Annotated in this window: 17 protein-coding genes; 3 read left to right on the plus strand and 14 right to left on the minus strand. The window is 72.8% G+C overall.

The annotated features are described in order from the left end of the window. The first annotated feature begins 135 nt into the window (after positions 1–135). A complete protein-coding gene (locus AB0O36_RS01570; RefSeq protein ID WP_365102426.1) occupies positions 136–3,042 on the plus strand; it encodes a LuxR C-terminal-related transcriptional regulator in 2,907 nt (968 codons plus the stop codon). Positions 3,043–3,115: 73 nt separating this feature from the next. On the opposite strand, the gene AB0O36_RS01575 is transcribed toward AB0O36_RS01570, so the two are convergent. The 11 genes from AB0O36_RS01575 to lpdA all read right to left on the minus strand — a co-directional run bounded on the left by AB0O36_RS01575 (position 3,116) and on the right by lpdA (position 14,595). Further along, the gene (locus tag AB0O36_RS01575; RefSeq protein ID WP_365102429.1) at positions 3,116–4,381 is read right to left on the minus strand and encodes an ABC transporter permease; all 1,266 of its coding nucleotides are present in this window, start codon (positions 4,379–4,381) and stop codon (positions 3,116–3,118) included. Further along, positions 4,375–5,127, minus strand: coding sequence for an ABC transporter ATP-binding protein (locus AB0O36_RS01580; RefSeq protein WP_365102432.1), 753 nt, complete (start codon positions 5,125–5,127; stop codon positions 4,375–4,377). The genes AB0O36_RS01575 and AB0O36_RS01580 overlap by 7 nt, the downstream gene beginning before the upstream one ends. Continuing rightward, a complete protein-coding gene (locus tag AB0O36_RS01585; RefSeq protein WP_365102435.1) occupies positions 5,124–6,686 on the minus strand; it encodes a peptidoglycan-binding protein in 1,563 nt (520 codons plus the stop codon). The genes AB0O36_RS01580 and AB0O36_RS01585 overlap by 4 nt, the downstream gene beginning before the upstream one ends. Next, the gene (locus AB0O36_RS01590; protein ID WP_365102438.1) at positions 6,687–7,592 is read right to left on the minus strand and encodes a hypothetical protein; all 906 of its coding nucleotides are present in this window, start codon (positions 7,590–7,592) and stop codon (positions 6,687–6,689) included. A 76-nt stretch (positions 7,593–7,668) separates the two neighbouring features. Continuing rightward, a complete protein-coding gene (locus AB0O36_RS01595) occupies positions 7,669–8,103 on the minus strand; it encodes a peptidase inhibitor family I36 protein (protein WP_365102441.1) in 435 nt (144 codons plus the stop codon). A 116-nt stretch (positions 8,104–8,219) separates the two neighbouring features. Then, a complete protein-coding gene (locus AB0O36_RS01600) occupies positions 8,220–8,663 on the minus strand; it encodes a peptidase inhibitor family I36 protein (RefSeq protein ID WP_365102443.1) in 444 nt (147 codons plus the stop codon). 141 nt (positions 8,664–8,804) lie between these two features. Further along, positions 8,805–9,254, minus strand: a complete 450-nt coding sequence (locus tag AB0O36_RS01605) for a hypothetical protein (RefSeq protein ID WP_365102446.1) — start codon at positions 9,252–9,254, stop codon at positions 8,805–8,807. A 435-nt stretch (positions 9,255–9,689) separates the two neighbouring features. Then, complete coding sequence (locus tag AB0O36_RS01610; protein ID WP_365102448.1) at positions 9,690–10,133, minus strand: peptidase inhibitor family I36 protein; 444 nt, start codon at positions 10,131–10,133, stop codon at positions 9,690–9,692. 412 nt (positions 10,134–10,545) lie between these two features. Further along, positions 10,546–11,511, minus strand: a complete 966-nt coding sequence (locus AB0O36_RS01615) for a helix-turn-helix domain-containing protein (protein WP_365102451.1) — start codon at positions 11,509–11,511, stop codon at positions 10,546–10,548. 155 nt (positions 11,512–11,666) lie between these two features. Further along, complete coding sequence (locus AB0O36_RS01620) at positions 11,667–12,974, minus strand: M14 family zinc carboxypeptidase (protein WP_365102454.1); 1,308 nt, start codon at positions 12,972–12,974, stop codon at positions 11,667–11,669. 184 nt (positions 12,975–13,158) lie between these two features. Next, entirely contained in the window at positions 13,159–14,595 is a 1,437-nt protein-coding gene (gene lpdA, locus AB0O36_RS01625) for a dihydrolipoyl dehydrogenase (protein WP_365102457.1), read from the minus strand. Between the two features lie 103 nt (positions 14,596–14,698). Between lpdA and AB0O36_RS01630 the strand changes: the two genes are divergently transcribed. Beyond that, entirely contained in the window at positions 14,699–15,604 is a 906-nt protein-coding gene (locus AB0O36_RS01630; protein ID WP_365102460.1) for a LysR family transcriptional regulator, read from the plus strand. Here AB0O36_RS01630 and AB0O36_RS01635 read toward each other — a convergent pair. Together AB0O36_RS01635 and AB0O36_RS01640 are read right to left on the minus strand one after the other, a co-directional pair. Next, positions 15,601–17,241: a PQQ-binding-like beta-propeller repeat protein gene (locus tag AB0O36_RS01635; RefSeq protein ID WP_365102463.1), complete on the minus strand. Its 1,641-nt coding sequence runs from the start codon at positions 17,239–17,241 to the stop codon at positions 15,601–15,603. The genes AB0O36_RS01630 and AB0O36_RS01635 overlap by 4 nt on opposite strands. A 160-nt stretch (positions 17,242–17,401) precedes the next feature. Then, positions 17,402–20,176 (minus strand): alpha-amylase family glycosyl hydrolase, encoded by a 2,775-nt coding sequence (locus tag AB0O36_RS01640; RefSeq protein ID WP_365102466.1) that lies wholly within the window; start codon positions 20,174–20,176, stop codon positions 17,402–17,404. An 81-nt stretch (positions 20,177–20,257) separates the two neighbouring features. On the opposite strand from AB0O36_RS01640, the gene AB0O36_RS01645 reads away from it, so the two are divergent. Beyond that, on the plus strand, positions 20,258–21,649 hold the full coding sequence (locus tag AB0O36_RS01645) for an MFS transporter (RefSeq protein WP_365102469.1): 1,392 nt from the start codon (positions 20,258–20,260) through the stop codon (positions 21,647–21,649). Here the strand turns inward: AB0O36_RS01645 and glgX are convergent. Next, the gene (gene glgX, locus AB0O36_RS01650) at positions 21,634–23,748 is read right to left on the minus strand and encodes a glycogen debranching protein GlgX (RefSeq protein ID WP_365102471.1); all 2,115 of its coding nucleotides are present in this window, start codon (positions 23,746–23,748) and stop codon (positions 21,634–21,636) included. The genes AB0O36_RS01645 and glgX overlap by 16 nt on opposite strands. Positions 23,749–24,005: the final 257 nt, after the last annotated feature.

Genomic DNA, 24,005 nt, shown 5'->3' on the forward strand with positions numbered 1-24,005 from the left:
CGGGTTCCGATCGGCCCGGTCGTCCGCCGGGCCGTTCGCTGTGGTCACAGCCTCTCCCGGCCGGGGTACGGAGCGCCTCCGTGCTCACCACGGAAAGCACTACGGATCACGGAGGGCACTACGCATAATGACCCGGTGTCCACTCCAGTGATCTCCGCCCGGGAAGCCGACGTGCTCGCTCTGCTCGGGGAGCACCTGAGCAACGCGGAGATAGCCGCCCGGCTGTTCATCTCGGTACGGACGGTCGAGTCGCACGTCTCCTCGCTGCTGCGGAAGTTGGAGGCGCCGGACCGGCGGGCCCTGTCCCGGCGCGCCCCCGAACCGCCGCCTGCCGAACCGCAGTGCACCGAACCGCCGCGTGCCGAGCGGGCGCGCCCGGCAGCCGCGTTGCCGGCGCCGCTGACGGCGTTCGTCGGCCGGGCGCGCGAACGCGCGGAACTGACAACGGCAGTGACGGAGCGTCGGCTGGTGACCGCCGTCGGTCTGGGCGGGGTGGGCAAGACGCGGCTCGCACTGGCGGTAGCGGCCCGGGTGGCCGGCGACTTCGCCGACGGGGTGTGCTTCGTCGACCTGGTCCCGGTCGCCGATCCGGGGCGGGTGGGCGCGGCGGTCGCGGCGGCCATGGGTGTGGGTGAGCAGCCCGGCCGCGGCATCGACGACGCACTGGTGGCCGCCCTGGCGGACCGTCAGGCGCTGCTGGTGCTGGACAACTGCGAGCAGGTGCGCGACGGGGTGGCGCCGTTCCTGGAACGGCTGCTCGTGGCCTGCCCGGGGATACGGGTGCTCGCGACCAGCCGGGCCCGGCTGATGGTGCCGTTCGAGTGGGTCTTCCCGGTACCGCCGCTGTCACGGGTCGGCGGCGGCGGGTCGGAGGCGGTCGCCCTGTTCCTGGAGCGGGCGGCGGCGGTCGGAAGGGCCCCGGCCCCGGCGGAACACGACCGGATCGCGGCCCTCTGCGAACGACTCGACGGCATGGCGCTGGCCATCGAACTGGCGGCGGCACGGTGGTCCACGCTCGGTCTGGACGGCCTGACGTCCGGCCTCTCCGACCAGCTCCGGATCCTCGCCGGCGGCCCCCGTGCCGACGGCAGGCACCGGTCGGTGCGGGCCGTCCTCGACTGGAGCCACGACCTGCTCGAACCGCAGGACCGGGCCCTGCTGCGGCGGGTGTCGGCGTTCGTCGCCCCGTTCACCGCCGAGGCGGCCGCCGAGGTGGCCGGGTTCGCCCCGCTGGAGGCGGCCGCGGTCGCCGACGGGCTCGGCCGGCTCGCAGAGCAGAGCCTGCTCGCCGTGACGCCGTCCACGGCCGGCACCCGCTACCAGGCCCTGGAGACCCTTCGCCAGTACGGCACGGAGCGGCTCGGTGAAGCCGGTGAGCTCGACGGTGTCCGATCGCGCCACCTGGCCTGGTGCCTGGCCGGTGCGGACGACCTCCGGGAGGACGGCCTCCGGGAGGACGGCGGCCCGGACGGGCGGGCCGGGTTCGACGCGGTCGCGGAGGACCTGCGGGCCGCCTTGACCTGGGCGGCCGGCCGGCCGGAGCAGCGCGCGGACGCGTACCGCCTCGCCCTCCGCCTGGCCGAGCTGGCCTTCCCCCGGAATCTGCTGGGTGAGGCCCAACAGCGCTACGAGCAGGCGGCCTTGCTCGCTGTGGACGCCGACGCAGATGCAGATGCAGGGGCAGGCGTGGACGCGGACGCCGATGCGAAGGCGAAGGCGAACGCCTGCGCCGCGGCCGCGCTGCGGCAGGCCGCCGGGGTGGCCGGGTGCCGCAGGCTCGGCGACGACATGTACCGCCTGCACAGGGCCGCCGCCGAAGCCGCCCGCCGGGCCGGGGACACCGCCGGGGCCGCCCGCGACCTGGCGGCCGCAGCCACGGCCGCGTACCGCTTCTCCAGCACGTTCGAACGGGTGCCGCCCGTGGACGAGGTGAGCGGCCTGCTCGCGGAGGCGCGCGGGCTGGCCGGTGAGGACGACCCGGCCGCCGTGGCCGCGCTCGCGCTGGCCGAGGCCGCCGTGGTCGCGGACGCGTTCGGCGCGGTCCAGGGGGCCCCGGACAACGCCGCGCCGGACACCGTCGCATGCGCCGAACGGGCCGTCGAACTGGCCCGGCGCGCGGACGACCCGGTGGCACGGTCCGCCGCCCTCGACGCGCTCTCCGGCGCCCAGAGCTGGGCCGGCGAGACCTTCGCCGCCGCGGCCGCCGCCCGGGACCGGATCGACGTCCTGGCCTCGGCACCGAGCACCCCCGCCCGGACCCACGAACTGATCGACGCCCTTGCGATGGCCGCCGCGACGGCCGTCGGCGCGGGCGAGCTGTCGGCGGCCCGCCGGTGGGGAGCCCGGCTCGCGGACCAGCCCCAACTCGCCGACGTGGGCGACCACGCCACGTCCTGGCTGCTGGTCGCGGACGCGTTCGCGGGCCGTGCCGACGAGGTGCTCACGGGCAGCGTGCGCTTCCTCGACGCATGGGAGACGACCGGCCGGCAGCGGTCGTTCTCGCTCGGCCCGGCCGCCGCGGCCGTCGCGATGGTCCACGGTCTGCGCGGTGACCACGAGGCCCGGGCCACCTGGCTCGCGATCACCGACCGGGCGGGCGGCAAGGAGGACCACCGCCACGGCCACGGCGCCGTCTTCGACGCCATGGTCCTGCTCCACCACGGGGACGCACACGCGGCCCTGGACCGCGTGGCGCCCGAGCCGGAGCAGGTGTGGAAGTGGGTCTGCTGGGTCTGGCTGCACTGGTACGAGGCGCTCCGGGCGGAGGCGGCGGTCCTCGCCGGGCACCCGGACGCCCGGGCCCGGGTCGCCACCGCCCGGGCCGTGGTCGCCGGGAACCCCGTCGCCACCGCCCTGGTGGACCGCGCGGAGGCGCTGCTCGACGGCGATCCGGCACGGCTGCCGGCGACCGCGGCGGCGTTCGACGCGGCCGGCTGCCGCTACCAGTGGGCGCGCACGCTGCTGCTCGCCGGAGGCGAGCACGCCACCACCGGCGCGTCCGCACTGGCCGCCCTCGGACTCGCGCCCATGGCCCTGCGGTAGCCGCACCACGGGCGCTCCCGGAACGCACCGTCGGGACGGGGCGTGCGCGAACATCCGCACACCCCGCCCCGCGTCAGCCTCGAAGGGCTTCGGCCGGCTGTACGGACGACGCACGCCGGGCCGGGTAGATCCCGGCCACGACGCCGGTCGCCAGACCGATGAGCGGGGCGGTGGCCAGGGTCAGCGGGTGCATGACCGGCGTCCAGTCCCTGATCAGCGCCACCACCAGGACGGCCACGGTGCCGAGGGTCGTCCCGATGAGTCCGCCGAACGCGCCCAGCGTGCCCGACTCGGCGAGGAACTGGGCGGTGACGTGCCGCCGCTGTGCGCCGAGGGCACGGCGCAGGCCGATCTCCCCGGTGCGCTCCAGGACCGCCACCAGTGTGGTGTTGGCGATCCCGACCGCTCCGATGACCAGGCACACCCCGGCGAGCAGCAGGAAGAGTTGTTGGAGGTCGGAGGTCACCGAGGTCCGCAGGCTCTTGGGGTCGGGCGGCGGAACCGCCTTGAGGTACTCGGGGTGGTCGGGGCGCAGTGCCGTGGGGGCTTCCCCGGCCACCTGGCGGGCGGCTCCCAGGTCGGTGGCGATGAGCATCCTGGCGCCCTCGGCGGGTCGTCCCCACATCTCGACCGCGGTGGTCTGGGGTACCAGTACGGAGAGCAGTACGTCGGGCTGGCGCTGGGCGTCCTCGACGATGCCGATGACGGTGAACGGCTGCCCGCCGATGAAGATCGCCGGCTTGGTCTCCAGCGTGGTGATCCCCAGGCGGGCGGCGATGCCCGAGCTGATCACGGTGACGCGCTGGCGGGCGCCGGCGTGGAAGTCGTCGTAGAGCCTGCCCTGGGAGAGCCGGGGTTCGGCTGCGCGCAGGGCGGCGGGGGCGGCGGCCACGATGGTGAGGGCCTGCCCTCCGGGGTCGCCCACCGGGGCTGCGGTGACGGCGAGTTCGGCGGCGTTGCGCCGGGGTTTGACCGTCCACAGGACGCCGGCGTGCCGCACCCCGTTGAGCCGCTCGACGCGGTCGGTGGCGTCGTCGGGGAACGCCGGGTCGGCGAACTTGTCCTGCTCCCGGGCGATGTCCTCGACCGTCACCTCGGTCGCCGAGAGCACGTTGAAGCGGTCGTCGATCTGCGAGGAGGCGGTGGCGGTCAGGCCGAGAACGGCGACGAAGGCGCCGACGCCCAGGACGGTGCCGAGCATGGTGAGGGCGGAGCGGGCGGGGCGCTGGAGCATCCCGGCCAGCGCCTCGGCCAACAGGTCGCGGGGCGCGAACAGGGAGCGTCCGATGTCGGAGAGGGGCACGGCGTGCCGTGTCCTTCCGTTGGTCCGGCTCAGCATGCGCCCACCTGCTCGCTCTCGCTCAGGACGCCGTCCCGGATGGTGATGGTCCGCGCGCCGCGGGCGGCCACGGCCAGGTCGTGCGTAATCAGGACGACCGTGATGCCCTCGGCGTTGAGGGTCTCCAGCAGCCGGAGCACCGCTTCGGCGTTGGCGGTGTCGAGGTTTCCCGTCGGCTCGTCGCACAGGAGCAGCGAGGGCCGGGCGACCAGGGCCCGCGCGATGGCCACGCGCTGACGCTCGCCGCCGGACATCCGGGTGGGAAGGGCCTCGGTGCGGTGGCCGAGGCCGACCCGGTCCAGTGCCTCGCGGGCCCGTTCGGGGCGCTCGCGACGCGAGACGCCGCCGTAGACCATGGCGAGTTCGACGTTCTCGCGGGCGCTGCGGTGCGGCAGCAGGTGGAAGGCCTGGAAGACGAAACCGATACGGCGTCCGCGCAGGGTGGTGCGCTGGGTGTCCTTGAGCCGGCCGGTGTCGATGCCGTCGAGCAGGAAACTGCCCGTGGTGGGGGTGTCGAGGAGACCGGCGATGTTCAGGAACGTGGACTTCCCCGATCCGGAGGGGCCGACGACGGTGATGAACTCGCCCCTGCGGACGGTGAGGTCGCTGGGGCGGAACGCCTCCACGGGCGGCGGCCCCGGGTAGGTGAGGCCGACCTGCCGGAATTGGATGACGGGCGGCCCGTCCGGGGTCGGCTCGGACGGGGCCGGGGACGGAGTCGGGGTCGGGGTCGGGGAGGTGGTCATCCGGTGCCTCCCTGCACGGCGCCGTCGGCCCGGACCCCGATCACCACCCGGTCGCCTTCGCGGAGGGCATTGCCGTCCAGGGGGGTGACCTCGACATTGCCGTCGCCGGTGGTGCCGGGCTTCACCCGCACCCGGCGCTGCCTGCCGTCGTCCTCAAGCACGGTAACCGCGGTGGTGCCATCGGCGCCGGCCGACACCGCACTGACGGGTACGACCAGGACCTTGCCGCCGGTCGTGGCGGCGAGGACGGTCAGTCGGACGTTCTGCCCGGTCCATTCGGCCTCCAGCGGCCGGCCGGGTGCCACGATCATCAGATAGCCGTCCGCGTCGGCCTGCACACCGGTCTGCCCGCCGGTCTGCTGGCCGCCCTGCGCGCCGGCATCGGTGCGTGGCGTCGTACGCGTGCCGGCGATGGACCGTACGGAGGCAGCGGCGGTGGCGCCGTTGGTCTCCGAGAGGAGCTCCGCCTTCTGGTCCGTCCTGATCAGGTCCTTCTGGTGGTCGGGCACGTAGGCGTGCACCACCAGGGGGCCCGAGGCGACGGTCATCACGGCTCCCTCCACCTTCCCGCCGAGCCGTACCGGGAGGTCCTGCACCCGCGCCGGGAAGCTCTCCAGGAACGTCACCTCGCCGGACGGGACCATGGGGCCGGAGGCCGCCCGCGCGGCGACGAGGCCCTCGCGCGCGGTGCCGAGGTCCTCCCGGGCACGGCTGACCGCCTTGCGGAGCGGCGCCAGATCGCGAGCACCGCCTTCCGCCTTGCCCGACGCGCCGGCGGTCGAGCCCGCCGTCTTCGAGCCCGTATCGGACCCGGACTTGGACCCGGACTTGGACCCGCTCTCTGCGGTCTTCAGTGCGTCCTTGGCGTCGTCCAGGGCTCGTTCGGACGAGGTCACCTGGGCTTCGGCGGCGGTGACGGCGGCCGAGCCTTCGGCGCCGCCGACCGGGACGGGTTCGTACCCGGCCGCGTCGTAGAGCTTGCTGACCGCTGCCTTCGTGCCCTCGCCGAAACGCCCCCGGTTGTCGGGGGAGGTGGAGTGGCCGAGCCGCTGGAGCGCGTCCTGGAGCTGGCCCACGTCACTGCCCTGGGCACCGGGCTTGAGGTCGCGGTAGAGCGGAACGGTGCCCTGGAGCGCGATCACCGGACGGCCGGAGATCTCGACGAGCAGCCGACCGGCCCGTACTTCGTCTCCCGCCTTCAGCGGCAGTTTCGAGACCGTGGGACTGCCTCCATCGGCGGATCCTCCGGGAGCGATCTCCACGCTCTGCCCGGCGACCACCGTCCCGCGCAGGACCATCGAGGAGGCCAGCGCCCGGTACTCGACCGGAGTGGTGATCACGGACGGCGCGGGGGGCCGGGAGTCCGCCGCGGCCTGGGCGGGCGACTTGACCAGCAAGGAGGCTCCGAAGCCCGCCCCGGTCAGCGCGACCGCGCCCACCGCGATCAGGGCGAGCCAACGACGCCTGATCCGTACGCCGTCACCACCGTCACCACCGTTACCCCCGCTACCGCCGGCCGCCTCGGCCACGTCCACGGAGGGCTGTTCGTCGTTCTGCATTCAGTTCGCCAATGCCTCGTTCGCCGACTTGATGACCGCGCCCTGATCCTTCTTGATCTCGGCGAACCCGGCGGCATTCTGCTCGATGTAGTCGTTCTGGATCTTCGTTTCGGCGCGGAGCAGCACGGTGGCGAGTTTCGTCTCCTGCTTGCACTTCACATCGGCCTTGGCCACGACCTTCTCCTCCGGTGACGCGGAGTTCCCCTGGGCCGCGTACTTCTCGGCGGGCTGCAGGAACGCGGTGTGCTGATAGCCGGACTTCTTCATGCAGGCCACCCATTCGTCCTGCGCCTTCTTGAACTCCGGCGTCGCCTGGGCCTTCCCGAAGGAGGAGTAGTCGATGCTGAGCAGTCCGATCTTGCCCTTTGCGGGGTCCTGCACCTTGTCGAGCCCCAGCTTGCGGCCCGCCTCCCCGATGCAGCCGCCCTCGGGGATGTCCTTGCCCTGGTAACTGCCGCCCGCGCCGGCCTTGCCGCCCTTCGCGCCGTAGACCATGTACGCCTCGGGCGGAAGCTTGGGCGCGCGGGACACGGAGCCTTCGGCGTGCTCACTGTCGCCCGCCGACGCAATCACGTGATAACCGTGCTCGGCGGCGACCTTCTCGCCGACCACGCCGTACCGACGGTTCACGCCCTTGGCTGCCTCGGCCTTCTTGACGGGCCAGTCGAAGCCGAACCGCTTCATGCAGTCGGCAGCCAGCGTGGAGTGAGCGTTGTCCACCAACGCCTGCTGCTCGGCGGTGAACAGGTACGCGGACACCGGGAGGACGATGTCGGCCTCCGTGACGACATCCCGGACAGCGGCACCGCCGCCGCCACCGCCGGCACCTTCCTGGCCGCCCTCTGAGCAGCCGGTGAGCAACAGCATGCCGACCCCGGCCGCGATGACGAGACGCGTGTAACGCAAGGGAACCCCTGGATAGAGTGGATGTGCGCGGTGGGGCGGAATTGGCCTCCGCCCCACCGTGGTCATGAGCAGGCGATCAGAAGCTGTACACGCTCCCCGAGCAACTTTCGCCGAACCTGTGGGAGTTCATTTTGTCGTTGGCCTCCACACCAACCCCGAGCCAGATGTTCGCCATGTTGGACACGTTGCCGTAAGCGGCGATCTTGAAGCAGGGACCGGCGTATCCGGAGTTGTAGAACACGGAGATTTTGGTGTCGTAGTCCCAGTTGCTGATGGAGCTGACGTTGTCGAGGTGGTAGTCGCCCTGGTAGAGGGCGGGGCCGCCGATGTAGTAGATCTGGGACCAGTTGGGACGGGAGCTGAAGTCGTCCCGCATCATTCCCCAGAAGTCGCTGTCCGAATAGAGGCAGGCGTTGTCCGGGGTGCAGGCCTGCGCGGGCGCGGCCATGGCGACGCTCGCGCCGAACAGGGATGCCGCGGCAAGCAGCATTGCCGAAATGCGTCGAATCATGATCTGTTTCCTCGTTCTTTCTCCATGCCGAACAAGCGGCTGGTAACTGGTGGGAGGTATCCGGCACACAGTGGGGTGAAATTGGCCTCCGCCCCACCTTGGTCATGGGCCGACGATCAGAAGTTGTAGGTGGTCGCCACGCACTCGTTGCTGAACTTGTGCGAGTTCATGCGGTCGTTGGACTTCATTCCGTTACCAAGGGTGATCTGCTCGAAGTTGCTCACGGCGCCGTACGCCTCAACTTTGAAGCAGGGGCCGGCGTAGCCGGAGTTGTAGTACACCGAAATCCTGGTGTCCGGGTCCCAGTTGTCAATGGAGCTGACGTTGTCGACAACTCCGTCTTCCTGGTAAAGCCGGTTGTAGTTGTTGTTGTCGTAGAAGATGAACCAGCTGGGGCGGGAGGTGTAGTCGTCCCGCTTGTGTCCGGTGAAGCCGCTGTCCGACCAGAGGCAGGCGTTGTCGCTGGTGCAGAGGGCGGCCTGCGCGGGCGCGGCCATGGCGACGGTCGCGCCGAACAGGGATGCCGCGGCAAGCAGCATTGCCGAAATGCGTCGAATCATGAGCTATTTCCTTGTATGCGATGTCGAGCAAAAGGAGTGGGGCACCCGGTCCCTCTGCCGCTGATCTCCCAATCCGCTTTGGAGTGGGTGGTGCGGTGGGGCGGAATTGGCCTCCGCCCCACCGTGGTCATGAGCCGAGGATCAGTAGGCGAAGTCGTAGGTGGTACCAGAGCACCAGTCGCCGAACCTGTGCGAGTTCATGACGTCGTTGGCGTTCTTGCCGCTGCTGAGGGTGATGTAGCTCATGTCGCTCACCCTTCCGTACTTCTCGACCTTGAAGCAGGGGCCGGCGTATCCGGAGTTGTAAAACACTGACACCCTGGTGTCCATGTCCCAGTTGTCGATGGTGCTGACGTTTGAGACGACGTTGTCACCCCGGTAGAGCGGGAGGCTGGTACCCCCGTAGGTGATGTTGGCCCAGTTGGTGCGGGAGCTGTAGTCGTCCCGCTTGTCTCCCGTCCAGTTGCCGCCCGACCAGAGACAGACGTTGTCGGGGGTGCAGACGTCGGCCTGCGCGGGCGCGGCCATGGCGACTCCCGCGCCGAACAGGGATGTCGCGGCAAGCAGCATTGCCGAAATGCGTCGAATCATGAGCTGTTTCCTCGTTCTCGATCCATGCCGAATGAACGGTCAATGACCGGCGAAGGAGGCAGCGGAAAGTGGCACCACGCAACCCCCTGTCGCCAATGTGCACGATGTATGGGCATCAGGTGCGAAGTCGAAGGCTAGTCGATCTTCAATGCAATGGAAGTGATCTTGGCTGGAAGCTGTCGATCTTCTGTCGATCCGCCAACCTCGGTAGGTGGATCAGCCAATCCGGCGCGCGCTGATTGCGGCCATCACGGTCGGCGGCATTCCGAGTGTGAGGGGAGGGCTTCCGGTGCGGCGGGACGGAGGCCGTTGTGCGGCTTCAAGGCGCTTTGCTCCGCCGGTTCCGTTTGATCCCGAAGGAGGGGTCTCGGGATGGAGCGGATGGGCGCCGTGGGGTAGGCCGGCCTCCGACCCGCCGTGGCCGTGACTCGGCGATCAGAAGTCGTACATGTTCCCCACGCACGCGTCGCCGAACTTGTGCGAGTTCATCTTGTCGTTGGCGCTGCTGCCGACGCCGATGTTGATGTTCCCCAAGTTGCTCGCGCTGCCGTAAGCGGCGATCTTGAAGCAGGGTCCGGCGTATGCGGAGTTGTAGAACACCGAGACCCTGGTGTCCGGGTCCCAGTTGTCGATGGAGCTGACGTTGTTGATGACGCCGTCACCCTGGTAGAGCGGGATGGAGGTGCCGTCGTAGGTGATGTTGCCCCAGTTGGTACGGGAGTAGAGGTCGTCCCGCTTGTGCCCGGTGAAGTTGCCGTCCGAGTAGAGGCAGGCGTTCTGGATGGTGCAGGAGGCGGCCTGCGCGGGCGCGGCCAGGGCGGCTCCCGCGCCGAGCAGCGATGCCGCGGCAAGCAGCGTTGCAGAAATGCGTCGAATCATGAGCTTCTCTTCCTCGTCTTTTGTCCATGCCGAACGGGCGGTCCGGGAGTGGCGAGGGGTATCCGGGATGCGGTGGCGTCGGCCGGTCCGGTGCGCGACTGCTCGGGTGCGTCGCATTGCACGTCTGTCGTTGTGTACGGCATCCGTGAATAGGCATGCCCATGACACCCACTCACCTTCGTGATGGGCATGCGAAGACGGCACCTCGGTCAGTCCGTGAAGGGTGTGATCACTGCTTCAGCGCAGTACGAACAGGGGCAGACACCCCGTGCCGGCTGACGCTCGTCCCATGTCAACACCGCATCTGTGCGTAGCCCGTGAATTGTGTTCACGCCGGGCCCGTGTCGCCGGAGGTGAATCTAGGCCGGAGCGGCGTGCGGTGGTGTGCGTTGAGTGCCGCGTTTCTGTGCACTCAGTGTGGGGTGACCAAGGAGAGCGCCCGGTGTTTGGTGGGGGTGAGGCCGTAGGTTTCGCGGAATGCGCGGCTGAACGCGGTGGCGGTGGGGAACCCCCAGCGGGCGGCGATCGCCTGGATCGGCCGGCTGCTCAGTTCCCGGCGTGCGAGGTCGTTGTGGGCGCTCTCCAGGCGGCGTTGGCGGATGAGGGCGGCGACCGTCAGGGGCTGGTCACCGAAGAGGGTGTGCAGACGCCGCAGGGAGATGTTGTGCCGGTCGGCGATCAGCCGGGGGGTCAGGTCCGGGTCACCGAGGTTGTTCTCGATGAAGCGGTGGACCCGCTGCGGGGTCTCCTGCGCGCGGGCCTCGGCGGGCGCCTGGCCGGGATCGCCGAGCTGTCGCGCGAGGAACGCGGTGGCGAGGTCAAGGGCGACGGCTCCCATGGCGGGCAGTTCGTCGGGGTGACAGTGCGGGCTGCGTGCGACCAGAGACTTCAGGAAGTCGGCGAGGATTGCTCCCGACCCCGTGTCCGCGGACAGGCCCTGGGCCAGGAGACGGTCCAGCCGGTCTGAGCCGAGCGGCAGGGCCTGGCGCGGGATCTGCAGCATCAGTGTCCCGATCTGCCCTCCCGTGCAAGCCCCCTCGCTCGGTCGCGAGGTGTCCGTGAGCACGAGGCCCCCCGCGACCACCGATTCGTTGCCCCGCTGCGAGATCCTCAAGGTGCCCTGCGTGATGAGTGCCAGCTGCAGGTGCTCGGGATCGCCGCGCCGGACATGGGCCGGGGTGCGGCGCGAGATGACCGGTGAGCAGGTCACGGAAGACAGCTGTGCCACGCCGAGGTCCACGTACATGAGGCTCGCGTGGAAGTCGGCCGCGTTCCGGGTGTTGAGCGCGATGGGCATCACGTCGCTGGACACCGTCTCGCAGAACCAGTCGAATCTGTCCTCGCGCTCCAGAGCATCCGACGAAACCAGCGACACCATGCGCTCCCTCACACCTCGACGTGACGGCGCTCCAGCCCTTGCCGGTCGTCGCACAGCCGCGCTCCACTCCCACCGTCACGAGGTCGATTATCAGACGCGCACTTTCGGACACCTTCTCGGTCGTTGCGGCGAGGAGGTCGGAGGGGTAGCGGTGGCTAGAGGTGGGGGCGGAGCCTGTGGTGAATGGACAGGACCGTGCGGGCCTGGTGTTCGACCTGGGTGGCCACCGGCACCCACCGGGCCCCGAAGCGTGCGGCGAAGGCGTCGCACCACTCCGCCACCAGCAGGTCCAGCCCCGGTGCGGCCGGATGTCCGCCCGCCCGGAGCACCCGCAGCAGCATCGCCGCAGCGCGCAGTGCCAGCCGCCGCCCGAACGCGTCCAGGCTGCCGACGTACGCCCTGGACGCCTCCTCCGGCGCCCCCGGCCCCGTCCACTCGGCCGTGATCCGCGGGATCAGCCCCAGGGTCCAGTCCACCGACCGCAGCAGCGGCCCCACCAGCGGCGCCGGCGACGGATCGTCGCCCGGCAGGCCCCCGCGGCTCGCGGCCAGCACCCCCGCCACCCGCTCGGTGTCCCGTTCCAGCCGTCCCGCCAGCCGGCGCAGCGCCCGCCGCGGATCGGGGTGCGGGGCAGGGTCGTCCACCGCGTCGCTCGCCCACATCGGGACCTCGACGATCGCGGTGGTCCCCGCGTACCGGTGTGCGTGGTACCAGGTGCTCAGCCGGGTGTCCTCGGGGTGGAAGGCCCCTTCCGCCCCGGCGCCCGCCTGCGGCATCACGAAGATCCCCGGCCCGGGTGAGGGCCAGCCGGCGGCGTCCGAGGCGCCCGTCTCGACCGGGATCCGCAACTCCGCCGCCGACTTCCCGAACGGTTCCGCCAGCCCCGGTACGTCCCGGGTCAACTGCACCCAGCTGCCGCCCAGATCGGTGCCGTGCAAGGACACCTGGAGCACCGGCCGCAGCTCGTCGATCAGGCCGATCAGCACCCGGGTCTCCGGCGGCAGCCGGTCCGCGGGCAGTAACGACGGAGCCCACTCGGGCTGTTCGGGACCCGGCGGCCGGAAGAAGTTCCGGTGGTAGTCGAGCAGCGAGTACGGGTGCGGGGTGCGGTGCAGGGCCGCCCCGTCGGGGTCCGCGCACAGCAGGAAGTGCCAGCCGCCGCGCCCGCCGCGCCCGCCGCGCCCGGTCCGGCACTCCGGGTCGCGGATGACGCGGCGGGCCAGTTCGAGGGCGGTGGGCCCGCCGACGGGTTCGTTGGCGTGCGCCCCGGCCACGACGAGCACGCCGCCCTCCCGGGCCTCGTGTGCGCCGGCGCCGACGGAGAGCAGCCACAGCGGCCGTCCGCCCCGGGAGGTCCCGACCCGGCGGAGCCGGACCAGCCCGGGGTGTTCGTCCGCCAGCGCGCGGCCGGCCAGCGCCAGTTCGCGGGGTGTCGGGTAGTGCGGGTCAGGGATGTGGGTCACCGTGGTGGTCTGCCCGCCCCGGGGGCGCGCTACCACTGCGGGGGTGCCACCGGGTCGGCGTGCGAACCCTGTTCGACCCGCACAGGGCTGCGCACGGCCGAACACGGCTGCCCACGGTCGAACACGGCCGCGCCCGCCCGCCCGCCCGCTCGCGGTCGAATACAGCCGCGCCCCGGCCCCCGGGTCACTGCTGGTGCAGCCCCCGCCCGGCCAGGCTGAGGAAGACCTCGCCGACCGCCTCCGACAGCGTCGGGTGCGCGTGGACGTGCCGGGCCACGTCTCCCGGTTCCGCGTCCCAGCCGACGATCAGCTGGCTCTCGGCGATCATCTCGGACACGTGCGGGCCCACCAGGTGCACGCCCAGCACCCGGCCGTCGCGCTCGGCGACCACCTTCACCGTGCCGCCCTGCCCGTGCACCATGCCCTTCGCGACCGCCGTCAGCGGCATCGAATTGACCACTACGTCGTACGAACGGGAACGCGCTTCCGCCTCGCTGAGCCCGACCGCCGCGGTCTGCGGGGCCGAGTACGTCACCCGCGGCACGGCCGCGTAGTCCACCGGCGCCGAGGGGACCCCGGCCAGGGTCTCCGCGACGAGCAGGCCCTCGGCGAACGAGGCGTGCGCGAGCCCGAGCGACGGCGGCGGCAGCAGGTCACCCACCACGTGCACGCCGGGCACCGCGGTCTCCAGCCGCGACCAGTCGGCGGGCGGCACGAAGCCCCGCTCGTCGGGGGCCAGACCGGCGGCCTCCAGCCCCAGCCCGTCGGTGACGGGCACCCGGCCGACCGCCACCAGCAGCCGCTCCGCGGAGATCTCGCGGACCTCGCCGCGGGCGGTCCGCACGACGGCCACGACCCCTTCGCCGGTCCGCCGGCAGGACTCCAGCCGGGCCCCGGTCTGCACGTCGATCCCGCGCTTCTTCAGCCCCCGGGCCAGGTGCCGGGAGACGTCCGCGTCCTCCAGCGGCACCAGCCGGTCCGCGGCCTCGACGAGGGTCACCCCGGCGCCCATGGAACGGTGGAAGGAGGCGTACTCGACCCCGATCGCCCCGCCGCCGAGCACCAGCACGGAAGCCGGCAGCCCCGGCGCGAACAGGGCGTCGTCGCTGGTCACAACGGTCCGGCCGTCCGGCTCCAGACCGGGCAGGACGCGCGGCCGGGAGCCGGTGGCGAGCACCAGGCCCCGACGGGCGGTGAACTCCCGGCCGGCCGGCCGACCGTCCTCGGCGCGTACCGTCCGGGGCCCGGTGAGCCGGGCGGAGGCCCGCACCACCCGCACCCCGGCGTGCGCCAGGTGCGCCTCCACGCCCTTGTGGTTGCGGGAGACGATGTCGTCCCGGGTGGAGGTCAGCGCCGCCCAGTCCACCGAGTCCAGGGTCGCCTTGACGCCCCACCGCTCGCGCGCCTCGGCGATCCCGTCGACCAGCTCGGCCGCGTGCAGCATCGCCTTGCTGGGTATGCAGCCGCGGTGCAGGCAGGTCCCGCCCACCTTGTCCCGCTCGAAGAGGACGACGTCCAGGCCGAGCGCGGCCGCGCGGAGCGCGGTGCTGTAGCCGCCGGTGCCGCCGCCGATCACGATCACGTCGGATTCCGGGGCGATGGAGGTGTTGTCGGTGTCCATGCGCCAACCATGCGGTCCGGCACCGCCATGGGTCCAAGGCAATGATCTTGTAGGAACCATGCACGCTGTTTATGCCGATGCCAACGGCTCTATGCTCCGGCTCATGAGCCTGCGTCAGATGGAGTACTTCCTCAGCGTGGTGGAGGAGTCCTCCTTCACGCGGGCCGCCGAGGCCCTGCACGTCACCCAGCCCGCGCTGTCCCACCAGGTGAAGGCCCTGGAACGGTCGGTCGGCGGGGACCTCCTCGAACGCCTGCCGCGCGGGGTCCGCCTCACCGCGATGGGCCGCGCCTTCCTGCCCCACGCCCAGCTCGCCGTGCGCAGCGCCCGGCAGGCCGAGCGGGCCGCCCGGGCCGCCGCGGGGGCGGCCGGCGGCGAACTGCACCTCGCGACCGTGCACGCCCTCGCGGTCGGCCTGCTCCCCGGGGTGGCGGCCCGCTGGCGGGAGGGCCATCCCGGAGTGCAGCTGGTGGTGCGGGAGTTCGGCTCCACGGAGGAGCTGGAGGAGCAGCTCGACCGCGGGGTCGCCGACCTCGCAGTGGGCCCCGAGCCCAAGGAGTGGAACGGCCCGCTCGTGCCGTTCGGCCGCGAGGAGATCGTGCTGGTCGTTCCCTTCGACGACCCCCTCGCCGGCCGGGGCACCGTACGGCTCGCCGAACTCTCCGACCGCGGCTGGATCCGCTGTGCCATGGAGCCGCTCGTCCAGGGGCAGCCGGTGCTCGACTGGGCCTGCGGACTGGTTGGTTACACCCCGCGCACGGTGGTCCGTACGGAACACACCTCGACCGCCGTACGGATGGCCGCGGCCGGCGTCGGCATCGTCGCCGCACCGTCCCACATGGTCCGCGGCGCGGTCGGCGAGGACTGCGTCCTGCTGTCCCTGGACCCGCCCTGGCACCGGCCGCTCGCCGTCTGGTCCCGGGTGCCCCTGACCGGCGCGGCGGCGGCCTTCACCGACCTGTTGCTCCGCCGGGGCCCGTCCGGCGGATCGGGGCCGGACAGGCCCTAGCGAACGTCCGCCGCCGCACGGCCGAGCCGGAGGATCCGCCCGTCGGCGGTCCCCGCGACCAGCCCGCCGTCCGGCGCCACCGACAGGGACAGCGCGACCGCGGGCATGCCGTGGACCCGCAGTCCGGTGCGCCACCGGACCGACCCGTCGACGGCGTCCAGCGCCACCAGGGTCCCGTCGTTCCGTGCGACGTGGACCAGTTCGCCGTCGGTGTCGAGGGCGGTGGCGGGCGCGTCCGCGCGGTGCTGCCACTGCACGGCGCCGTCGGCCAGGGAACGGCGTACGACGAAGGCGCTGCCGGGAGGCATGCCCTGCGGGTGGTGGACCGTGCCCGCGTACACCAGGGACTCCCCGATTTCGGCGGCGGGACCGCCGAAGAGGTGCTCCCCGGCCCAGGAGTGGGGCACGAGGGGGCCGAGGGTGCCGTCGCCGGCAACGGCCGCGATCCACTTGTCCTTGTGCGGCTCCTCCCGGTCCGCGCCGACCAGGACGTACGGCCGGGTGGCGCGGCGGACCGGGAAGGAGTGGTTGAACACGTCGAAGCCGGTGATCTCCGGACCGTCCGAGAGGAGCCCGTCAGGCCCGAGGAGGAGCAGGCGGCCGGGCTCCTCGTAGTCATCGCCGTCGTCCCGCGGCCGCAGGACGATGCGCCCGCCGCCCGCGGCGACCGTCACGCATTCCGTCACCGGGACGCTCTCCAGGACCTCGCCGTCGGCGGCCGAGATCCGCGCGAGCAGCGGAGCCGACGGCTCGGGCGCCGCCCGCCACGGGTACACGCGGCGCCGTTCCGCGTTCGCCCACACCGATGCGCCGTCTCCGGCCGGGACCAACTGGCGGCCGCCCGTCTCGTCCTCGACGGCCCACTGCCGTTCGCCCGGGGGCAGCCACGCCTCGGCGAGCACTCCGTCCAGGGCGGCGACGACCCGGCCGTCCGCCATCGCCTCGACGGCCCACACGCGCGTGCGCGGGGACCACTGCCGGGCGGTGTCGCCCGCGAGCCCGGCGAGCAGCCGCCGGGCGTCCTCGGCGAGGTCCTCCCGGTCGAACGGCCCGGCGGGGGCGGGAATCTCCTCCCCACCGATGAAGCGCTCCCCGAGGACGCCCCAGTCCGCGCGCTCGATCACGACGGTGTGCGCCTGTCGGAACGCCTGCGGGTTGTCCCAGTCGTCCGTCGGCGCCATGGCCAGGCGCAGGGCGGTCGGGCTCGGCCACTCCACGCGAAGCACCTCCCGAGGGTGCGGCAGCACGGACACCGCCTCGCCCGTGGCCAGGTGCACGAGCAGCAGTTCGCCCTCGAAGGAGTAGCCGCCGTCGTACGCACCCGTGCCGACCGCCAGCAGGGGGAGCGTGGGGTGGAAGGCGAGGGAGTGCACCGGGTACCGGGACCGCAGCAGGTGGCGGCAGCGGAGCCCGTCCCGCTCGTACACGCCGATCCGGCGCCCGGTCCACCCGCTGCCCGCGGTGCCGCCCCCGCTCCACTGAAGGTGGCCCAGGTCACCGCCCACGGCGACCAGCCCGGACCGGTCGTCCGCGACGGCCACCGTGGGCCGGCCGATCTCGGCGAACGGCCCGTCGCCGAACACGTGCAGGACGGCGGGCACGGACGGGGGCACGGACGGGGGCACGGACGGGGGCACGGACGCAGACGCGGGCCGTGGCAGGGGTGGTGGCGGGGACGGTACAGCGGTCATACAGGGAACCTCCCGGGACGGAAGACGGCGAAGGCCGCCGCCCGGACCGGGTCCGGACGGCGGCCGCTCATGGTCTCCCGGTGCCCGTGCCGGGCGCCAACGCCTTTCAGCGGGCGATGCGGAGGAGGACCGCGACCGGGCTCGGGCCGAGGAGGAACTTCAGCGGGACGTCGCCCGCCAGGGCGGGGCCGCCGGGGGACAGCGCCGGAGCCCAGCTGCCGGGGGGCAGGGGGAGCACGGTGTCGCGCCAGCCGCCCGCGTCGCCGAGGCGGAGGGAGAGGCGGGTGACGGCCACCAGGAGCGCATCCGCTCCCCGGGTGAAGGCCAGGCAGTGCGCGGACGCCGGGCCGCGCGCGGCGAGGGGTGCGTAGCCGCGGAACAGCGCCGGGCGCTGCCGGCGCAGCCGCAGCAGGGCGGCGGTCAGGGCGAGCTTCTCCCCGGCGAGCCCGTCCGGTGCCGTCCCGGCGTCCAGCCGGGCCAGGACGTCCGAGGGGAAGCGGACCGGCCGCCGGTTGTCGGGGTCGACGAGGGTGCGGCACTCGGTCTCGCACCCCTGGTAGACCTCCGGCACGCCCGGCATGGCCAGCTGCAGGGCGGTCATGCCGAGCGTGTTGGTCCGGATCGCGCGCCCGAAGTCCTCCGGTACGCCGGCCGGGGCGGGGACGCGGTCCGGAACCGTGGCTTCGTAGGCGGGGTCGGGATCGGTCCAGCCGGTGTGCAGCGCGGCCTCCCGTACCGCCTTCAGCAGGGCTGCCTCCAGGCGTTCGCGCCGCTCGGGCGCGTCCCCGAAGCCCAGCGAGGTCTGGGCGGCGACCCAGCCCAGCTGCGGGTCCGGAGGGGCTGTCCCGTCCGTGCGGCCTGTCCCGTCCGTCCCGTCCGTGCCGTCCGTCGCGGTGTCCGGGATCCGGAGGGCGTCCGGCCGCTCCGACAGCACGGCGATCCGGGCCCGCACGTCCGCGCTGCGCTTGGTGTCGTGGGTGGACAGCACCGTGCCCGAGGCCGGCCAGTCGCGTTCCAGCCGCCCGCAGTACGCGTGGAACTCCTGGGCGGACACCGCCGGATCGCCGGGGTCCCCACCGACCTCGCAGGCCGAGAGCAGCGGCGCGTAACGGTAGAACGCCCGGTCCTCCAGGGACTTGGCGCGCAGCGCGGCGGAGGTCTGGGCGAACCGGGCCGCGAACGCGGGGGACGCGCCGAGCAGGGCGATCAGACGGTCGACGGCGCCCGGCCCGGCTGCTTCCCGGGCCGCGACCACCGCCTCGGCGGCGAGCCCGTCATCGCCCGGGTACGGCCGGTAGACCGGGTAGGCGACCAGTAACGCCCGCAGCGCGGCGTCCGGTTGCCCGGCCGCGTCCGGCACTCCGGCAGGGTCCGGCAGTGCGGCCGGGTCCGGGTGACGGGTCGAGTCCGGCTCCCCGGCAGGGTCCGTGTGCCGGGTCGACTCCGGCCGTCCGGCCGCGTCCGGGTGACGGGCCGGATCCGGCTCCCCGGCAGGGTCCGGTACTCCGGCGGCTTCCGGCCGTGCGGTCGGGTCCGGGTGACGGGCCGGCTCTGGCAGTCCGGCCGGGCCCGGCAGTGCGGCCCGGTCCGGGTGACGGGTCGAGTCGGGCTCCCCGGCAGGGACCGGATCCCCGGCAGGGCCCGGGTGCCGGGCCCGCTCCGCCGTCCCGCCCGACCGGCGCGCCCCGCCCGGCTCCCGCCGGGGCGCGCCGGTCGGGCCGTGGCCGTCGGCGGTTGCCGCCAGCCGGCGCAGTGCGGCCCGTTCCGAGGCGAGGTCCACGTCCAGGACGGACTCCGTGCAGGCGCGGGCCACCGCCTCCCAGCCGGGGGAGCCGGTGGCCGTCCGGTAGCGGGCGGCCAGCTCCGCCGCGCCCGCCGGGTCGGTGAACACGCCGTCCAGCCGGTGCAGTGCGTCGTAGCCGGTGGTGCCCGCCACCGGCCAGCCGGACGGCAGGCTCTCCGTCCGCGCGAGGATCTTCTCCACCACCACCCAGCAGCGGTCGCCGACGGCCTCCCGCAGCCGGGCGAGGTAGCCCGCGGGATCGGCCAGCCCGTCCACGTGGTCGATCCGCAGCCCCGCCAGCACCCCGTCCCGCACCAGCTCCAGCACCTTCGCGTGGGTGGCGGCGAAGACCTCCTCGTCCTCCACCCGGACCCCGATCAGCTCCGCGATGGTGAAGAACCGCCGGTAGTTGAGGGAGGTGCGGGCCTCCCGCCAGCTCACCGGCCGGTACCACTGGGCGGCCGCCAGTTCCGGCAGCGGAAGGCCCTCCGTGCCCGGGCGCAGCGGGAACGCGTGCGGGCCGTACCGCAGCACCCCGGCCGCCGGGTCCGCCTCCGGCGGCGCGTCCCCGTCCGGCGGGTCCGCGAGCAGCGGGAGCAGCACCCGGCCCCCGCCCGCCTCCCAGTCGATGTCGAACCAGCGCGCGTACCGCGACCCGGGCCCGTCCCGCAGGACCTCCCACAGTTGCCGGTTGAGGTGCAGCGGGAACGGCACCGCCATGTGGTTGGGCACGATGTCCAGCACCAGCCCCAGCCCGTGCTCCCGGGCCGTCGCGGCGAGCTCCCGGAGCGCGGTCTCACCGCCGAGCTCGGCCCGGACCCGGCCGTGGTCCACCACGTCGTAGCCGTGGGTGGAGCCGGGCACCGCCTCCAGCACCGGCGACAGGTGCAGGTGCGACACGCCGAGCCGGGCCAGGTAGGGGACCGCGGCCCGCGCCGACGCGAGCGGGAAGTCCGGACACAGCTGGATCCGGTACGTCGAGGCCGGAACCGCCGGAACCGCCGGAAGTGCCGAATCCGCCGGAAGCCCCGTCCGGCGGATGCCCGTGTCTTCGGCCGGACGCCGGCCCGGATGTCCGCTCGCGTGCTGATGGGTCATGAGAACGTACGTACCCAGTGGCGGGGATTCCGTGCCATCGCCCACTGCATCCGGGTGACCGCCCTGGTTAGCGTGTCGCCGGTGGCCGGAACCGTCGACACCTATCGCAGAGTCATCGCCCTGACCGGGCCGATCCTCCCGCTCTTGTCCTTCTTCGCCCGACTTCCTGTGGCGATGTGCCAGTTCGGGAGCGTGCTGCTGGTGGCCGAGACCAGCGGTTCGCTGGCCACGGCCGGCCTCGTGGGCGGCACCCTGTCCGCCGGGCAGGTGCTCTGCGGCCCCCTGCTGGGCCGGCTCGCCGACCGGCGCGGCCAGCGACCCGTGGTGCTCGGCGCCGCCGTGGTCAACGCCCTCGCGACCGCTGCCCTGGTCGCCGGTGCGCTCGGCGGTCTGGACACCGTGCCGCTCGCCGTGATCGCCGGCGTCACCGGGGCGTCCGTGCCGCTGATCGGTCCGCTCGCCCGTACCCGTTCCGTCGCCCTCGCCCACCGGGACGGGGCCGGCGGGGAGGTCATCGGGGCCGTCCTCTCCCTCGAAGGCACCCTGGACGAGACCTCGTTCGTCCTCGGCCCGGCCCTCGTCGGAACGGCCGCGCTCGCCGTCCACCCCGCGGCCGCCCTCGGGCTGGCGGCCGCGCTGGTCGCGGTCTTCGGCACCGCCTTCGCACTGCACCCGACGGCCGCCGTCACGGCCGGGAGCCCCGCCCCCGTACGGACGAAGGGGGCGGCCCGGGCCCGGCCCGCCGGCGTGGTCCGTTCCGTCCGCTGCTCGCTCGCCCTGCAGGGGGCCGTGTTCGGCGGCCTCCAGGCCGGGATCGCCTCGCTCACCGGGGAGTTGGGGGTACCCGGCCAGGCCGGCCTCGTGTACGCCGCCAACGGCGTGGTCAGCGCCGCGGTCGGCCTCGCCATGGGCGCGCTGCCCGCCCGCTTCGGACTCCGGCTGCGCTGGCGCGCGGCCACCGGCGCCGCCCTGCTGCTCTCCGTACCGCTGCTGTTCTCCGGCAGCCTGTGGGGCCTGTACGCGGTCGTGACGGCCCTCGGCTTCGCCTGCGCACCCCACCTGATCACCGCGTTCGCGCTGACCGAGCGGCACGTGGAGCCCGCCCGGCTCGGCGAGTCCATGGCCTACGCGGCCAGCTCGCTGGTCGCCGGGCAGGCCCTGTCCCTCGCCCTGTCCGGCCGGCTGGCCGAGCGGTACGGACCCTCCGGAGCCTTCGCCGTGACGGTGGGTGCGGCCGCGCTCAGCCTGGTGCTGGCCCTGGTCACCCGGGTGCCCGCGGACAGCCCGTCCACGGGCACGCCGGAGGCCGGCGCGGCACACGCCGGCACCCCGCGGGCGGGTACACCGGGCACGGGCGCCCCGCGGGCCGACACACCGGGCACGGGCACCCCGCACACCGGCACCCCGCACACCGGCACCCCGCACACCGGCACCCCGCACACCGGTGCCGCCGACGGCTACGCCGGCCGCTGAAGCACCACCAGGCTCCGGCCGGTCAGCGTCACCCGGTCCCCGGCCGCGTACTGCGGCCCGGTGCCCGCCGCGAGGACCTGCTCCCGGGAGGTGTCCACCACCATCCGCCACTGGTCCCCGTGTCCGGCCGGCAGGGTGAACTCCTGGCCGTCCGCACCGCAGTTGAACATCAGCAGGAACGAGTCGTCGGTGATCCGCTCGCCGCGCGTGCCCGGCTCGGAGATGGCCTCCCCGTTGAGGAACACGGTCAGCGCGCGGGTGCTCTGCGCCTGCCAGTCGCGGGCCCGCATCACCTCGCCGTGCGGGGTGAACCAGGCGATGTCCGACAGTTCGTCGAGGGTGCCCTCCACGGGCCGCCCGTGGAAGAACCGGCGCCGCCGGAACACCGGGTGGTCGCGCCGCAGCCACACCATCTGCCGGGTGAACTCCAGCAGCCCGGGCGCCGCTTTGCCGGGCTCCGGCCAGGACACCCAGGACAGTTCGTTGTCCTGGCAGTACGCGTTGTTGTTGCCGCCCTGGGTGCGGGCGAACTCGTCGCCGTGGCTGAGCATCGGCACGCCCTGCGACAGCATCAGCGTGGCGATGAAGTTGCGCATCTGGCGGGTGCGCAGCTCCAGGACCGCCGGATCCTCGGTGGGGCCCTCGACCCCGCAGTTCCACGACCGGTTGTGGCTCTCGCCGTCCCGGTTGCCCTCCCGGTTGGCCTCGTTGTGCTTCTCGTTGTACGAGACCAGGTCGTGCAGGGTGAAACCGTCGTGGCAGGTCGCGAAGTTGATCGAGGCGAGCGGGCGCCGCCCGTCGTCCTGGTACAGGTCCGAGGACCCGGTGAGCCGCCCCGCGAACTCGGCCAGCGTACGCGGCTGCCCGCGCCACAGGTCCCGTACGGTGTCCCGGTACTTGCCGTTCCACTCGGTCCACAGCGGCGGGAAGTTGCCCACCTGGTAGCCGCCCTCGCCCAGGTCCCAGGGCTCGGCGATCAGCTTGACCTGGCTGACCACCGGGTCCTGCTGGACCAGGTCGAAGAACGAGGACAGCCGGTCGACCTCGTGGAACTGGCGGGCCAGGGTGGCCGCCAGGTCGAACCGGAAGCCGTCCACGTGCATCTCGGTGACCCAGTACCGCAGCGAGTCCATGATCAGCTGGAGCACGTGCGGGGACCGCATCAGCAGCGAGTTCCCGGTGCCGGTGGTGTCGGTGTAGTAGCGCGGGTCCTCCGCCAGCCGGTAGTACGAGAGGTTGTCCAGCCCGCGGAACGACAGGGTCGGGCCCAGGTGGTTGCCCTCCGCGGTGTGGTTGTAGACCACGTCCAGGATCACCTCGATGCCCGCCTTGTGCAGGGCCCGGACCGCCGACTTGAACTCCAGCACCTGCTGGCCGCGGTCACCCGAGGCGTACCTGTTGTGCGGGGCGAAGAAGCCGATCGTGTTGTAGCCCCAGTAGTTGCTCAGCCCGTCGTCCACCAGCCGGTGGTCGTTGACGAACTGGTGCACCGGCATCAGCTCCAGCGCCGTCACCCCGAGCTTGGTCAGGTGCTCGATCACCGCCGGGTGCGCCAGCGCCGCGTAGGTGCCGCGCAGCTCCTCCGGCAGCTCCGGGTGCCGCATCGTGAGGCCCTTCACATGGGCCTCGTACAGCACCGTGTGGTGGTACTCGGTGCGCGGCGGCCGGTCGTTGGCCCAGTCGAAGTAGGGGTTCACCACGACCGAACTCATGGTGTGCGGGGCGGAGTCCAGGTCGTTGCGGCTGTCGGGCCGCCCGAAGTGGTACCCGTAGACCTCCTCCCCCCAGTCCACCGAGCCGCTGATGGCCCGCGCGTACGGGTCCAGGAGCAGCTTCGCCGGGTTGCAGCGCCGCCCGCGCTCGGGCTCGTAGGGGCCGTGCACGCGGAAGCCGTACCGCTGGCCGGGCATGACGCCGGGCAGGTACGCGTGCCGGACGAAGGCGTCCGTCTCGCGCAGTTCCACGGCCGTCTCCGAGCCGTCGTCGTGCAGCAGGCACAGCTCGATCCGTCGGGCGGCCTCGGAGTAGACCGCGAAGTTGGTGCCGGCGCCGTCGTACGTCGCGCCGAGGGGATACGCCTGTCCGGGCCAGACCTGCATAGATAACGACTCTTCCACTCCTGCATCCGGCATCGGTTGGTGTCCGTCCCAGATCTTCCCCGAAAGGGGGTCTCCAAGCGGGGACTTGCGCGGGTCCTACCGGGTGACCCCGTGAGACCTGATATGCGGGTCAGCGGACTGTCGGTGAATCCGATGATGAGTCAACAACCCTCCGGTGTAAGGGCCATCCGGCTGCAACGGGCCGGGTACGCGGAGTACTCTTCCTTGATCACTGGAGGGGTGGCGGAAGGCGGTGC

Origin of the sequence: Streptomyces sp. NPDC089799 (assembly GCF_040684755.1) — a bacterium.
In the GTDB taxonomy this organism is placed as follows: domain Bacteria; phylum Actinomycetota; class Actinomycetes; order Streptomycetales; family Streptomycetaceae; genus Streptomyces.